The sequence below is a fragment of the Pseudomonas sp. SF2 genome, assembly GCF_036858055.1.
Classification (GTDB): domain Bacteria; phylum Pseudomonadota; class Gammaproteobacteria; order Pseudomonadales; family Pseudomonadaceae; genus Aquipseudomonas.
This window is the reverse complement of sequence record NZ_JAMBDI010000014.1, coordinates 185,350-198,505: the sequence shown is the minus strand read 5'-3', so window position 1 is coordinate 198,505 and position 13,156 is coordinate 185,350. Positions and strand designations below refer to the sequence as shown.

Sequence of the window (13,156 nt, the reverse complement as noted above, 5' to 3'; positions counted from 1 at the left end):
CCCAGCCCTTTGGGCTGCGCTGTCGCGTAGTTAACTGAAATTGCAAGCAATCCGCGTCCCCTGTGGGAGCGGCTTTAGCCGCGAAGAATCCAACGCGGTGCATGGCACCGGCTGCGCCGGTGTTCGCGGCTAAAGCCGCTCCTACAGGCCCCCTGCTAACTCAATGAGTTATGTGCAGTTCTATGAGAGCCCGGCTTGCCGGCGATGGGCCGCAAAGCTGCCCCATTTCACCTGGGGCCAGCCTCTTGCACGCGATCAATCGGCTTCTCCAGCCGGTCCTCGAAACTGTCCCAGTCCTCACCAAACAGTTCCACCGGGTGCATGGTCCGACTCGCGCCATTGCCACAGGCCAACGCCTTGGCCGGGCAGTACAGGTCGCAGCCCCAGCAGATGCGCTCCGGGTGGCTGGGGTTTGTGGGGAATTTCTTGGCCATGGTCAGCTTCCCTCAGGACTATGTCCCCAACCTATACCTCGGTCCGCTATTCAGCTTGATCGGCATCAATGTCCCGGTGACCTTCAGCAGAGCGCATATTCCGGATCCAGATATCTGCTTTACAGATATCTGGATCTGGAATAATTTGTAGGCACCTTGGTACGCCGGGACAACACGATGCGGGTGATAACGAAAGCGGCGGTTACCAAAGCCATCGAAGCTCACGCCCAGTGGAAAGCCCCCCTGAGCCTGTGGCTCACGACCTTTGATAGGGCGACGCTGCGCTTCGAGCCTTTTGAGCAGCTAAGGGATACGTGGTCTACCGCCTCTGGCTGGAACGTTGACCGCATTCCTTGTTCAAAACTCAGGCCCGCCAGTCGTAAAGGGCCGCTTGATGTCTATGTGTTCGATATCAAGAAAAACGAATGCCGCCTGATCGCATGGCTCAACACACGAACGGGCACCCTCTATATCAAGGCCATTCTGTCGCACGCGGAGTACGACAAGTGGTGCAAGAGCGATGTCAGGTAGCCGCCTGGCACTTGCCCAAAACCTTCCGATTCGACAGGTGACAACCATGAAGCGGGATAAAACCGAAGCCAATGGACTAGATGCCTTCATCGCTAATATTTCACCCATGCTGGATGGCCTGAACACCCAGATGGCAACCATGACCCAGCTACTTGCTGCCTGCCATGACCCTATCAAGGACGATGCTGAACTCCAGGCGCGGATGGCATTGATCGATGAGCTCTACTCGCATGCCGACAGCGAAGGTCACGCAGCAGCGCGCTTTGCAGAGATGGTGGCGGATCGTGTCTACGAGTATGAGAGTGAGTCGGTACTCGTGCCGTTTGCGAGCCAGGCCGAAGCGTTGGCCTTCCTGCTGTCGGACAGGGGGGTGAAGCAGAAGGACCTTGCCTCGATAGCGACCCAGAGCGCGGTTTCAGAGATTTTGAACAACAGGCGGAAGATGACGGTTGCCCAGATAAAGGGCTTTGCTGAGTTTTTCAGCGTACCGGTTGATTTTTTCATGCATGGGGTGGTTTGAAATCGGCAGGGTTGCTGGGATTGCGGGGCACAGAAGGCAAAAAAGGCTCACCTTCGGTGAACCTTTTTTGATACGGCACCAGGAGTAGAAAAAGCTCGTAAATAACTGAAAATAAATGTTTTTTTGTGATGTTTTTTGGTTCTATCTCTAAAACTATCCGTCGAGAATATTTCAGATGTTTTATTGGTGATTGATACTCCGGGTTGGCCAGAATAAAGGGCGGTTGAGTATTTAGTAGCAGATGGTTTTGCACTCGGCGAATAAGTATTCCCTGCAGTACTTGCGCTTAAGAGCGCTTAAACACCATGAGTGTTTTCTGTTGCATTTCGGAGGGAGTGAAAATTATACTGAGCCATCATTCTGATATTGCAGAGGGGATTGAAGGTGCTTCCGAAAGTCTTTGTATACCCTGAGGGACAGCGGATATGGTTGGTTAGGGCTTCCGGCGGAAAGCATTTTCAGAATTTCCTAAAGCACGGCGTTGTTGCAATCGCTCATATCGACAAGCTAATCAAAAAACACGCGCTTGACGAAATTCCTTCTAGAGAGATTTTGCGGAGGTATCTGGAAGCTGAATCTGATAGCTTCTTTGATTCACCTTTAGCAGCACTGAAAAGATTCGATGACACCAGCACTGAGCTAGAGCAAGATGTTGAGTTGGCCGAGGAAGAGTATTTCGAAAGCAAAATGTCTCTAGCCAACCGCGAAGCGCAGGTGAATAAATTTGCGCAAGAAATGTGCGTGGGTGATCTGGTCGTTACTTTATGTAAGACCCATATAGCTATCGGACAATTCACATCAGAGTCTTACATTGATGAGACTGTGTTGGTTAATAAAATATACCGAGGCTCAAAAGAGCCGAAAGTTGAGTATTTAGAGTCTAAGCTACGCAGGAATGTTGCTTGGGGCAAGCCAATTGCACGGGAACTTATTAGTGCTGGATTAAAGAAGCCGCTCTTAGCTAGGAATACGGTTTCCAGCTTGGACGAGTATTGGGATAAAATATATTGTTTGATTTATCCTATTTTTGTTCGTTCTGATGTGGTTTACTTCTCTAATCGTGTTGCGAAAAGTGGCCCCGTTGGCACTCGAAGTATGTGCAAGCTGCTTGATTTCGTTGTTTGCACGCAATTGACGACAGATGCTCTGCTGAAACCAAATATGCCGGGTTTTGACTTGGCGAGATTGCTAGAGGACAGCTTGCATGGGACCGACTTCCAAGAAAGATTGACCTCGCAAGCTGAAGTTATGTCGCCTGGTTACTTTCATCACGCAGTTCAGGTGTTGAATGGAGTGAAACCAGAGGTCTATGCTCGGGTCTTAGCTTCTTTACTAGCCTTCGGCTTGACTGGGTGCCAAGGCGGGTCTGATGCGCTGACTAGTCTCTCTGAAGAGATAGTATCAACTCTTAAACAAGATGATATGTCCCAGGAGCGAACTGCAAAGCCTGCTGATAGGGATAAAACAGATAAAATGCTTGAGGAGTATAAGCAGATTATGAGCAAGAAAGGGGTTACAAGTTTGACCTCTAGCCTTGATCTAAAATTAGCTAACGCCGATAGCGCATTGCCGTCTATTTCCTTCTCGCCACAAATAGATATTGAAAGTGGCTCAGAAAAACCCATGGGGCCCAAACAACATTCCAGCGGAACGGGCGAACAGTTCCGCCTTGACTTGGAATAGGGGGTGACGGTGAGAAACGGAATTTTAGAATTCGTAGGTGGTGCATTCTTACTGACGGCTATTACATATGCTTCAGGAAGAGGATATTTTAATGGTTACTTTCGAAGCGTGAGAGTAGACCCCGCGTTCGTTGATGTTGCTGTAGATCAAATTTTCTTTGAGGGTGGTAGAGAAATAATCAAGGTTTTAAGTCCCGTTGCGTATCCGCTTTTATTTTTTGTTGTCGCTAGTGTGCTGTCGGCGTTATTGGGTACGCTGTATTTGAAGAAGATTGCATCTGCAAGGGCTGAGAATTTATTGCTCGCCTGTTCGCAGTTGAAAGGGATTTTTTTGCTGGTTGGGATAGTGTGGTTTTCTAACTATCTATTCAATTCGGCAATGAAAAGTGGTGGCGAGGTTGCTGTCACTAATGGGTGCAATTTTGTGGTCGTTCATGTGAACGACAAGGACAGCCAGACGGGATGTCTCATTTACAAAAGCGTGGATAATATTTGGGTGCGCTACGAGACCGAAGAGTCTGAGTACGTTTCGGTTTTCCCGAGGGATAATTTTTACAGAGCAGACATGAAGATGCGGAATTAACTACTGCCGTTTGTAGTTGAAGGGGGTGGTTTTCGGTGTTGTTTAGATTTTTGATCAAAAACAAAAATGGACTGATTTATGTTTCGGAAGATAAATCAGCCCCCATTTTCTGGATCCCGATAAAGCTTATAGTTTGATATGATGCGTCGAGGCCTAGCGACTTAAAGTGCATTAAGTCGCCTAAGGTTTGTTCTGGCGTGGCTATATGGTCTTTTTTATGACAGAACTGCTTCCGTCGCTTAATTTTATTGTTTCAAAGTCTTGGAAAAGCGAAGGTGCGTCTTGCTTGACAATTTTTAGGATTTGAGTTGACACATCCCGCATCTCCCAGTCACCCTCGATTGCCCCTCTCGTAATTAGGAAGTGCCTCAGTGCTCTGGCGTTTGCCGTGAATACTAATTTTGTTTCAATGGCATTTGGGAGAATTGATCTTGCAGTTGTTCTGAGTTCTCGTAACTTTTCTTTGTTGGAAAAGCTGTTGCTTATAGATAATTTCTTTGCGCTCGCGATGAGTTCTCTATATAGCTCGACTGATGAATGCATTGCATCAAGCCATTTTTTATATAACGGAGAATCTTTTTTTAGGGATGGAGGCGCAACAAAGTCCGCGTCAGATTCGTCGTAATACTGCTGTGAAAGCTGACTATACGAAAAGCCAGCGCGATGTCGCACAAGTTGATGGGTAAAGCCCCGTGATACACCCGATACGATGAAAGTCCAACTTGCATGCTCGAGCACACTGCCATGCCCGCTATCAATGAGGTTGAGTATGTATTCCTGATTGCTTCTAGGCGATTGACGTTGACCAAAAGACATATAGCAAATTCGCCCTGAGAATTCGACTAAGTCATCGCTGCTTTTAGAGTCAGTCGTTCTTTGCCACACCATTTTTTCAGAATCTAAGAATTCTTGAATCGCGTCAAAGTCAATAGAGCTTTTTGCAACGCATCTCACAATAGGACTTGAGACTTTCATTCTGTCTCCTTATGGGCAGGTGCAGGTGCAGGTGCAGGTGCAGGTGCAGGTGCAGGTGCATCAATTACGGACGGCTTTTTTTCTAGCTGGCTTTGCAGAGTTTTTATCTGTTCTTCCAACTTTTTGATGGCTTCGCCATTTTTTGATTCGCTGTGTCTATTTTCTAGAAGGCCTGTTGCAACTGGAAGTAAACTCGGTACAACGATCGCTAGAATTGCGAAAGCTAACGACAAGAGTCCCAGCGCAGCGATGAAATGTCTCCATATCACTCGCTTGATATCGTCGTACGACCTTTCTGAAATGTTTGCGAAATCTTTTGAAAGTTTAGATAGCTGTGTTAGGTTTGCACCGGTGCCTGGCCCTTTTTGATAGCCAGAGGAAGGAGCATTTAGCCTGAACAGGAGCAGAGTTGCTACGACAGAGCTTGGCTCCATTGGAACTGCGTCTTTACCCATGTTAATGAGACAAACCGTGAGTTTTCCGCTATAACCTGGATCGATATGACCTGGGTTGGTCATGATGATGCCATTCTTTGTCAAAGAGTTCGGAGGTAGGAGAATGCCTCCGATGTCTTTGCTTAACTGTATGTTTTCCGATAGTTCGATAATTATCGCTTCCCCTGCTCCTATACTGCACTGGTGTATCGCTAGGTCGGAGAAGTTCTGAACTTTGTTTATTTCTTTTATTTTGTCCGGGATATATATTTTTCCGGCAGTCAGATCGATAGAAGCGGATTGGATCTGCCGGTGATCGAAAAGACGGCCGAAATCTATTTCTCCGGAGAGTACGGCTGTTCGGATCTCAGCGTCAGTTAATAGCAAACCAGGTCTCCAAAGAAATAGCTCAAGATACTCTTATAGTAAGTGAATGTTGAATTTTTCAAAAGGCTCACAGCGCCCGCCCCGTACGTCATCTAGGCCGGTCTGTTTTGCCGAAGTCCCAAACCTATTCCCCACGTCATCCCGCCAAGAATGTTGAGTGTTATCAGGGATCAAGGCCCCTGCGACCTGTGGGGAATGTACTCTACGCGGGACTGGCGGCTCCTTACGTCCGGGAGTAAGGGCATCTCATGATCTGGCCTCCTGAGCACCGTTACCGGTGGGCGGGTGGAGGCAGCACTGGCTGACTAGACCAGCGCCTGAAGATCCTGAGCCGGGTGAACGCAGCACTGCGATGACCGGGGCATGCCTGACTGTCAGTCAGGTGCAGTCCATTCCTTGGCCTGCGGCACCATCATCTACAGCGCTGTTGCTAGTGACATCGGCGTTTGTCACGCCGATTGTCGCGAGGGGGAATGCCGCAAAGCCTTGTGCGATCGGGGCTGCAGCAGTGGTAGGAGTGCCCGTCTCTTTCCAGGAGAAAGAGACGGGCGCATGTTGGCGACCAAGCGGATAGGTTGCTGCAGGGCAGCGAGGTACGGTGTAGCTGGCGCACGAGGTCCATAGGTATAAGAGCATCCATCACATGCCGCTGCGCAGCCCATCGCAGGCAAGCCAGCTCATAGAACAACACATAGATCATTGATTTAGCAGGGCTCTGTGGGAGCGGGCGTGTCGAGGCGTCGAACCGCCGCGAACACCGGCGGAGCCGGTGCCATACACCGCGCTGGCCGCTTCGCGGGCACGCCCGCTCCCACAAGGGAATGTGACACGCTCTCGAACATTGTTCCCTGTGCGACAGCGCTGGGCAATTTCCCACAGGTACAGCGCATGCCTTGAGCCCGGCGCGCCCCTTTGGGAGCAACTGCCTTGCTCAATTTCTGATAGGTGGCGCGATCCCTGTGGGAGCGGGCGCGCCCGCGAACACGGGCGAAGCCCGTGCCATCCACGCAGCACCTGATTCGCTGGGGCCGCACCGGGCTCAAGGCATGCGCTGTACCTTTAGGAGCCCGGTTTGCCGGCGATGAACCGCAAAGCGGCCCCATTTCACCTGGGCCCAGCCCCTTGCTCGCGATCAATCGGCTTCTCCAGCCGGTCCTCGAAACTGTCCAAATCCTCACCAAACAGTTCCACCGGGTGCATGGTCCGGCTCGCGCCATTGCCACAGGCCAACGCCTTGGCCGGGCAATACAGGTCGCAGCCCCAGCAGATGCGCTCCGGGTGACTGGGTTTGTGGGGAATTTCTTGGCCATGGTTTCCGTCCCTCAAGTGCTGACGGATCTCAGGCTATGCTGCGTGCCTACGTCAGGCTTGATTGAGATAAATCTTGGGGAGGAGTACAGCCACTACAAACCTCAACTGACCCAACATTACCGGATCAGTGATGAGGGGGACGCGTTGCCAACTGGGCATAGCCGTTCGGCAGATGATGGGCATCTACAAAGTGCCGGGTTTGCAGCTCTAGCACCATGTTCATCAGACTGGATACGGGCTCAGCCACGCCCCACGTAGCAGCAACCTTGTCGTAACGGTTTACCGCTTGCGCCTTTTCTACCAGTTTTCCATTCAGATCTTGAGCCAGGTCCTTCCAGCGGGTGACCAGCTTCTTCATCTGCTCGGCTTGTTCCAGCTTCATGCATGGAAAACGGCGAAGCCGGTCAACCAGATACATCAGGCGCCGCTTCCTTACGGGGGCGAGCCTTGGCATGTTCAAGCGATTCTCCAGTGCTTCGCGCATATCCTCGTTTCTGTACCAGAAGAGGAGAGCAAAGGTCTCAACAACGGCCTTGTCTAGCTTGTCCAGCGAGGTTTTTGTAGCTTGAACGACCAGGTGCTCGAGTGCCTGACGGGCATGTTGATCAGAGGGAGGCATGCCAGAGGGCACAAGCGCCCAAAGTTTTTCTAGCGAGTAATCGAGCGGGGTGGTGTCGCAATGCTGGGGCCCATGCGCCGTATTCGAGGGCACAGTCATCGCCTCACTGGTATTACTGGCCCCACTCTCGCGCTTCATCGAGAATCAACCATTTGCAAGCTCGGATTTTCGGGATTGGGTTACGTTCAGCCTGACCGCAGCATCATTCTGCTTGAGGCCCATTTTTTTGATGCAGTCCGTGATGAAAATGGACAGGTCCATTTTCAAGGCCATTTTGCTGGCCGTGTCTGCATCGTGGGTGGCGTGGAAAGGGCTTTCGTGGAATTGAAGCGCCATCGGCTTGCCTCAGCAGGAATATCTAAAATTTACGATAAATCGTGGCGGGGCCGGGTGGCGAGTCAAAGCGTTTATGTTGGAAAACGTGTCTGGTCTCAGCCTGCGCTCTTCTTTGGGATCGTTGGGGGCCGCTGCGCAGCCCATCGCAGGCAAGCCAGCTCCTACACCGACCGCATCGACCTCAAGGCCAAGGCTAATGTGGTTGGGCGACCCTGAAAACAAAAAAAGGCCCACCTTTCGGTGAGCCTTTTTTGATACTGCGTATGGTGCCGGCACCAGGAATCGAACCCGGGACCTACTGATTACAAGTCAGTTGCTCTACCATCTGAGCTATACCGGCAATGGGGCGTCATTATAACGATCGGTTGGCGCCTGTAAACCACTTCGTTGCGAATGTTCGCAAATGACCTAAGTCACCGACCTGAAAGAAGAATTTTCCTACCAGCCGCGATGGATGGTGGTGACGCTCGGCTCGGTTTTGCCGGGGTTGAAGAACAACTTGTCGTTGTCGCAGCCGCGCTTGCGGCAGGGGCTTTCGGTGCGCAGGGGCAGGCCGTTGTCGCCGCCCAGCTGCATGCCGGGGTGGTTCCAGCCCAGGCTGCTGCCGGGGTGGGGAGCGGTGCCGCTGGCGCAGCCGGTCAGGGCCAGGGTGAGGGTCAGCAGGGCGAGGGGCTTGGTCTGGGTCACGATGGTCGGGTCCGTTAGTCCATGTCGGTTCTGGCGCAACGCCAGAAGGTCGCGAGGCTGGCGGGCAGCGCGCGACGTCACTTTTTAATGATTTGGGGGGCGGATGATACACCGTTGGGCGGGATCAGCGGTGGGGCTTTAGCTTTTTGTTGCCTGTGCTGGCCTCTTCGCGGGTAAACCCGCTCCCACAGGGATATCACTGTTCTCAAGCCTTGTGTGATTCCTGTGGGAGCGGGTTTACCCGCGAAAGGGCCATCAGCTGTACGAAGATTCTGAACTTTAGGGCTAACAGCTTCAGGGTTTGGTGGCTTCGGAACTATCCTACGCGCGCCGCCGAAGTATCGCTGTTGTGGGGGAAATGGCTCACGGATACCGTTTTCGGGTCGCTCTGGCGACCGGGTGTGAGAACCCAAGTCGAATAAGCGCTACCCCTTTTTTGGTGGCCGTACGCGGGCAGACTTCGGTCTGGCCGGGCTTCCTTATTCGACCGGTTTCTCACCCCGCGTACGGCTGCCACCCAAATCCGTGAGAAAGATTTCTGGCAGTCCCTTCCCCGAGTAAGGATATATGCCATGAAGAAAACCATCATCGAACCCATCACCACCGCAGGCGTGGAAACCTTCCTCGCAGCCGGCAACCCATCCCTCAATCTGCTACGCGTCGAGCCCGGTGTCCCAGTCGATGCTGCCTACGAACATGTCTCGATCCTGATGGGCTACATCAAGCACCTGGTGCGCGAGGGGGATATGGAGGATGACCATAAATTCCTGGGCGCCGCCGATTATCTGTGCGACATGGCCAAAGCGCTGATGAACGATATCGAGATTGCCAAGAACAAGGCGCATTGAACCCTTATGCGCTCCCACAAGGGACCGCGCAAGTCAGGCCATTCTGAGTAAGGCTTTAGACGCAGTCGCCAACCACAAGAAATGTTTATGCACAAGTGGCATCGGCGACTTGCGCGAAAGGCATGCCGGAGCGCTACACCGCCGGTCTTTGCGCAAACGCCTGTTTTTACTGGCCTTGACGGGCAAGCCGGAATAAGCCAAGCGTTTGAAATAGCGCTTGGATCCAACAGGTAATCACAAGCTTGTTCACAGAGTTATCCACAGGTTGTGCTGCGGCTAACGGTCGCGCTCGGCGAGGATGAGCAGGTTGCGTGGGGTAAGTGGGTAGTCGCAGAACAGGCCAAGGCGCACGTTGTAGCCTTGTTCTTCGAGGAACAGGGCGCGATCGAGTACCAACCACAGCTCCAGCGGCCGGCGGAACAGGTTGCGCACGCGCTCCAGGTTGCGGACCTCGGCCAGGCGCTGCCAGCCGGCGGCTTCCAGGGCTGCCCAGTCCGGGTTGCCAGTCAGCTGCAATTGCTTGAGTTCGGCCAGGTCGCGGCAGTACTGATCGAAGGTCTTCTCCAACCAGGCTACGGGTAGTGACGGTGTTGGCAGGTACTCATCGGTCTGGCGTTGCTGGCGCTGCAGCAGGTCGAAGCCCAGGCGCCTGGCCATCGAGGTGTCGCGCTGGCGCCGCACGCGGGCACCGGCGGTAACGGTTTCGCTCAGGGGAAGGCCCAGGTCGTCCAGTGACAGCCGCAGGCTGGAGGCTTGGGCGACTGTGGATAACGCCTGGTATTGCTGCGCCGCGATGCGGTTGTAGCAGCAGGGCGCCACGGCCAGTTGCCGGCAACCTTGCTGGCTGGCCAGTTGCATCAGGCGTACATGCAGGTCGCCACAGGCATGCAGGGCGACCACGCTTTTGTCGCCAGCCAGGTGGCGGGCGCTGTCGTTGGCCATCACATCCTGGTGTACATGCTGCGCCGGCAAATGGTGGTGCGTGCTCAGGGCCTGGCCGGCGGCGACCAGCTCGGTGTCGTACTCCAGGCAGGTCAGCTGCTGGCCGGGTTGCAGCAGGCGGCGGCCCAGGTGGCCTTTGCCGGAGCACCAGTCCAGCCAGTGGCGGGGCTGTTCGCGGAAGGCCAGGTGGCTGGCGAAGGCTTCGATCTGCTGCCATTTGCGGCCGGGGACGGCGACGTCGAGGCGGTGCGCGGCGGTAGGCAGATCGGTTTTCGGGAGGTTACCGAGGGCCGCAAGCTGTCGGGCTTGCTGGGCCAGTTGCGGGAACGGGGCGGGCAACGGCGTAGCGGTGGTGTCGGTTTCGGCGTCTGCCAGGGAGCATTGGCGCAGGTGGGCGGCAAGCTCGGTGTGGGCGGTTTCCCAGGCCAGGTGCAGGGTGGTGAAGGGGCGGGGTTTCCACAGCTGCTGGTGCTCGATCAGGAACTGGTCGAGGGCCTGGAAGCGGGTGCTCAGGTGGGGGCTGTGGAGGTGGTTGGGCATGGGGAGGAAGTGTGTTGGGTTTTAGGGCCTCTTCGCGGGTGAACCCGCTCCCACAGGTATAGTGCACAGCTTGAAGGCCGTGGGGTCTCTGTGGGAGCGGGTTTACCCGCGAAGAAGGCTAGGTGGTCTAGCGGCCTTGGCAGGCATCCACGCGCAACCAGCGCTCCAGCAGCTTGAAGCCTTGCACCAGTACGAACGAGATCACCAGGTAGAACACCCCGGCGGCAAAGAAGATCTCCACCGGCAGGTAAGTGCGGGCGATGATGGTACGGGCCATGCCGGTCAGCTCCAGCAGGGTCACGGTACTGGCCAGGGCACTGGCCTTGAGCATCAGGATCACTTCGTTGCTGTACGCCGGCAGGCCGATGCGCGCGGCGCGTGGCAGCATGATGTAGAACAGCGTCTTGCCCCGCGACATGCCCAACGCCCGTGCCGCCTCGATCTCGCCCTTGGGGATCGCCTGCAGCGCGCCGCGCAGGATCTCGGCGATGTAGGCGGCGGTATGCATGGTCATGGTCAGCACGGTGCACCAGAACGGGTCGCGCAGGTACGGCCACAGCGAACTCGAACGCACCATGTCGAACTGCGCCAGGCCGTAGTAGACCAGGAACAGCTGCACCAGCAGCGGCGTGCCACGGAAGAAGAAGATGTAGCTGAACGGCACGGCGCGCACGTACCAGTGGCGCGAGGAGCGGGCGATGCCCAGCGGGATGGCCAGGATCAACCCGGCAACTACCGCGATGGCCACCAGCTCCAGGGTCAGGGTCGCACCCTGGGCCAGGCGTGGCAGCCATTTGATGATGACTTCCCAATTCATTATTCGGCCCTCGCAAAGCCGCGAGCGGCGCGTTTTTCCATGAAGTGCATGCCGGTCATGGCAATGATGGTCAGGCTCAGGTAGATGCAGGCCGCGACCATGTAGAAGGTGAACGGCTCTTTGGTCACGGTCACGCCGATTTGAGCATGGCGCATGATTTCTTCCAGGCCGATCACCGACACCAGTGCGGTGTCTTTCATCAGGATCATGAACAGGTTGCCAAGGCCAGGCAGGGCGATGCGCCACATCTGCGGCAGGATGATCCGCGACAGGATGCGGCCCTTGGACAGGCCCAGTGCCAGGCCGGCTTCACGGTGGCCCTTGGGGATCGCCAGGATGGCGCCACGGAACACTTCGGTGGCATAGGCGCCGAAGCACAGGCCCAGGGCAATCACGCCAGCAGCGAAGGCGCTGAGCTCCAGGCCCGGCAGGTTCAGGGCTTCGCCGAGGGCGTTCATCAGCCCGACGGTGCCGAAATAGATAAGCAGTACCCAGAGCAGTTCGGGCACGCCGCGAACCAGGGTCGAGTAGAAGCCGCCAAGCCATTGCAGCGGCTTGATCGAGGAAGTCTTGGCCAGGGCGCCGAGCAGGCCCAGCACCAGGCCCAGCAGCAAGGCGCAAAGCGCCAGTTTTACGGTCATCAGGGTGCCGGCCATCATGGCCGGACCGAATCCGTGCAGGTCGATATTCATGGGCAGGTCATTCTAGGGACTGGCGCGCCGCAAGGGCGCGCCGGTCGGGGCGGATCATTCGATGCTGAACGGGAAGTACTTGTCGTTGATCTTCTTGTACGTGCCGTCGGCCTTGATTTCTGCCAGGGCCTTGTTCAGGTCGTCGCGCAGCTTGGTGTCACCCTTGCGCACGGCAATGCCGATCTTGTCGCTGTCCATCACCGGCTCGCCCTTGAACTCGAAGTTCGAGCCGTCTTTGCTCTTCAGCCACTCGTACTGCACGTACTTGTCGGCCAGGATGCCGTCGATGCGGCCGGAAACCAGGTCGAGGTAGGCGTTTTCCTGGGTGTCGTACAGCTTGATCTCTACGTCGTCACCGTAGTTGTCTTCAAGCCAGGTGCCAGCCAGGGTGGCGCGCTGGGTGCCGATCACCTTGCCCTTGAGCGAAGCCTTGTCGGTCTTGAAGTCGGCGTTTTTCGGCGCGATGAACTGCAGCTTGTTGGAGTAGTACGGCTCGGTGAAGTCCACCGCCTGCTTGCGCTCGTCGGTGATCGACAGCGACGACACCAGGAAGTCGAACTTCTTGGCGTTCAGGGCCGGGATGATGCCGTCCCAGTCGGAGGTGACGACCGAGCACTCGACTTTCATCTTGGCGCACAGGGCGTCGCCGATGTCTTTGTCGAAGCCGACCACGTTACCGCTGGCATCCTTGTTGTTGAACGGTGGGTAGGCGGCTTCGATACCCATGCGCAGTTTTTCTGCGGCCAGGGCGTTGGCCGACATTACCAGCGTGGCAGCAGCTGCCAGGAGGAACTTCTTGTAAGTGTGCATGTATTGCT

The 13,156-nt window shown here is 55.1% G+C and carries 14 protein-coding genes, 1 tRNA gene and 2 pseudogenes; 5 read left to right on the top strand and 12 right to left on the bottom strand.

All coding sequences use genetic code 11. The features are described 5' to 3' along the window. Positions 1-227 precede the first annotated feature (227 nt). On the bottom strand, positions 228-434 hold the full coding sequence (locus M2S36_RS10410; RefSeq protein WP_135002100.1) for a DUF3079 domain-containing protein: 207 nt from the start codon (positions 432-434) through the stop codon (positions 228-230). 177 nt (positions 435-611) lie between these two features. Here M2S36_RS10410 and M2S36_RS10405 point away from each other — a divergent pair, with 177 nt between their 5' ends. From M2S36_RS10405 to M2S36_RS10390, 4 genes are all read left to right on the top strand, one after another. Further along, positions 612-965 (top strand): type II toxin-antitoxin system HigB family toxin, encoded by a 354-nt coding sequence (locus tag M2S36_RS10405; protein ID WP_207833158.1) that lies wholly within the window; start codon positions 612-614, stop codon positions 963-965. Positions 966-1,011: 46 nt separating this feature from the next. Next, complete coding sequence (locus tag M2S36_RS10400; protein ID WP_333957136.1) at positions 1,012-1,485, top strand: helix-turn-helix domain-containing protein; 474 nt, start codon at positions 1,012-1,014, stop codon at positions 1,483-1,485. Positions 1,486-1,869: 384 nt separating this feature from the next. Beyond that, positions 1,870-3,168: a hypothetical protein gene (locus M2S36_RS10395; protein WP_333957134.1), complete on the top strand. Its 1,299-nt coding sequence runs from the start codon at positions 1,870-1,872 to the stop codon at positions 3,166-3,168. Positions 3,169-3,171: 3 nt separating this feature from the next. Beyond that, positions 3,172-3,750, top strand: a complete 579-nt coding sequence (locus tag M2S36_RS10390; protein ID WP_333957132.1) for a hypothetical protein — start codon at positions 3,172-3,174, stop codon at positions 3,748-3,750. Between the two features lie 201 nt (positions 3,751-3,951). Here the strand turns inward: M2S36_RS10390 and thyX are convergent, their stop codons facing one another. From thyX to M2S36_RS10355, 7 genes and pseudogenes are all read right to left on the bottom strand, one after another. Then, entirely contained in the window at positions 3,952-4,725 is a 774-nt protein-coding gene (gene thyX / locus M2S36_RS10385) for an FAD-dependent thymidylate synthase (RefSeq protein WP_016497586.1), read from the bottom strand. Beyond that, positions 4,722-5,546 carry a dCTP deaminase gene (locus M2S36_RS10380; protein ID WP_333957130.1) on the bottom strand — a complete coding sequence of 275 codons (825 nt, stop codon included), beginning with the start codon at positions 5,544-5,546 and terminating at the stop codon, positions 4,722-4,724. The genes thyX and M2S36_RS10380 overlap by 4 nt, the downstream gene beginning before the upstream one ends. A gap of 1,104 nt (positions 5,547-6,650) precedes the next feature. Further along, positions 6,651-6,856 (bottom strand): annotated as a pseudogene (locus M2S36_RS10375) (DUF3079 domain-containing protein). A 125-nt stretch (positions 6,857-6,981) separates the two neighbouring features. Next, the gene (locus M2S36_RS10370) at positions 6,982-7,614 is read right to left on the bottom strand and encodes a hypothetical protein (RefSeq protein ID WP_333957129.1); all 633 of its coding nucleotides are present in this window, start codon (positions 7,612-7,614) and stop codon (positions 6,982-6,984) included. Between the two features lie 9 nt (positions 7,615-7,623). Beyond that, positions 7,624-7,812, bottom strand: a pseudogene (locus tag M2S36_RS10365) (XRE family transcriptional regulator); the annotation flags it as partial. Positions 7,813-8,076: 264 nt separating this feature from the next. Continuing rightward, positions 8,077-8,152: transfer RNA gene (locus M2S36_RS10360), tRNA-Thr, on the bottom strand. A 98-nt stretch (positions 8,153-8,250) separates the two neighbouring features. Continuing rightward, positions 8,251-8,499, bottom strand: a complete 249-nt coding sequence (locus M2S36_RS10355) for a hypothetical protein (protein ID WP_333957128.1) — start codon at positions 8,497-8,499, stop codon at positions 8,251-8,253. A 572-nt stretch (positions 8,500-9,071) separates the two neighbouring features. Between M2S36_RS10355 and M2S36_RS10350 the strand changes: the two genes are divergently transcribed. Continuing rightward, complete coding sequence (locus tag M2S36_RS10350; protein WP_013970482.1) at positions 9,072-9,347, top strand: DUF3077 domain-containing protein; 276 nt, start codon at positions 9,072-9,074, stop codon at positions 9,345-9,347. 276 nt (positions 9,348-9,623) lie between these two features. Here the strand turns inward: M2S36_RS10350 and M2S36_RS10345 are convergent, their stop codons facing one another. The 4 genes from M2S36_RS10345 to M2S36_RS10330 form a co-directional block, all read right to left on the bottom strand. Next, the gene (locus M2S36_RS10345) at positions 9,624-10,829 is read right to left on the bottom strand and encodes a methyltransferase (protein WP_233688069.1); all 1,206 of its coding nucleotides are present in this window, start codon (positions 10,827-10,829) and stop codon (positions 9,624-9,626) included. Positions 10,830-10,956: 127 nt separating this feature from the next. Then, positions 10,957-11,646 carry an ABC transporter permease gene (locus tag M2S36_RS10340; protein ID WP_333957127.1) on the bottom strand — a complete coding sequence of 230 codons (690 nt, stop codon included), beginning with the start codon at positions 11,644-11,646 and terminating at the stop codon, positions 10,957-10,959. Then, positions 11,646-12,338, bottom strand: a complete 693-nt coding sequence (locus M2S36_RS10335) for an ABC transporter permease (protein WP_063914487.1) — start codon at positions 12,336-12,338, stop codon at positions 11,646-11,648. The genes M2S36_RS10340 and M2S36_RS10335 overlap by 1 nt, the downstream gene beginning before the upstream one ends. Before the next feature lie 54 nt (positions 12,339-12,392). Next, the gene (locus M2S36_RS10330) at positions 12,393-13,148 is read right to left on the bottom strand and encodes an ABC transporter substrate-binding protein (RefSeq protein WP_087501945.1); all 756 of its coding nucleotides are present in this window, start codon (positions 13,146-13,148) and stop codon (positions 12,393-12,395) included. Between the last annotated feature and the right edge of the window lie 8 nt (positions 13,149-13,156).

Coding starts and splice junctions, on each gene's coding strand:
- M2S36_RS10410 (WP_135002100.1), bottom strand. CDS start 434: ATGGCCAAGAAATTCCCCACAAACCCCAGCCACCCGGAGCGCATCTGC.
- M2S36_RS10405 (WP_207833158.1), top strand. CDS start 612: ATGCGGGTGATAACGAAAGCGGCGGTTACCAAAGCCATCGAAGCTCAC.
- M2S36_RS10400 (WP_333957136.1), top strand. CDS start 1,012: ATGAAGCGGGATAAAACCGAAGCCAATGGACTAGATGCCTTCATCGCT.
- thyX (WP_016497586.1), bottom strand. CDS start 4,725: ATGAAAGTCTCAAGTCCTATTGTGAGATGCGTTGCAAAAAGCTCTATT.
- M2S36_RS10370 (WP_333957129.1), bottom strand. CDS start 7,614: ATGAAGCGCGAGAGTGGGGCCAGTAATACCAGTGAGGCGATGACTGTG.
- M2S36_RS10350 (WP_013970482.1), top strand. CDS start 9,072: ATGAAGAAAACCATCATCGAACCCATCACCACCGCAGGCGTGGAAACC.
- M2S36_RS10345 (WP_233688069.1), bottom strand. CDS start 10,829: ATGCCCAACCACCTCCACAGCCCCCACCTGAGCACCCGCTTCCAGGCC.
- M2S36_RS10340 (WP_333957127.1), bottom strand. CDS start 11,646: ATGAATTGGGAAGTCATCATCAAATGGCTGCCACGCCTGGCCCAGGGT.
- M2S36_RS10335 (WP_063914487.1), bottom strand. CDS start 12,338: ATGAATATCGACCTGCACGGATTCGGTCCGGCCATGATGGCCGGCACC.
- M2S36_RS10330 (WP_087501945.1), bottom strand. CDS start 13,148: ATGCACACTTACAAGAAGTTCCTCCTGGCAGCTGCTGCCACGCTGGTA.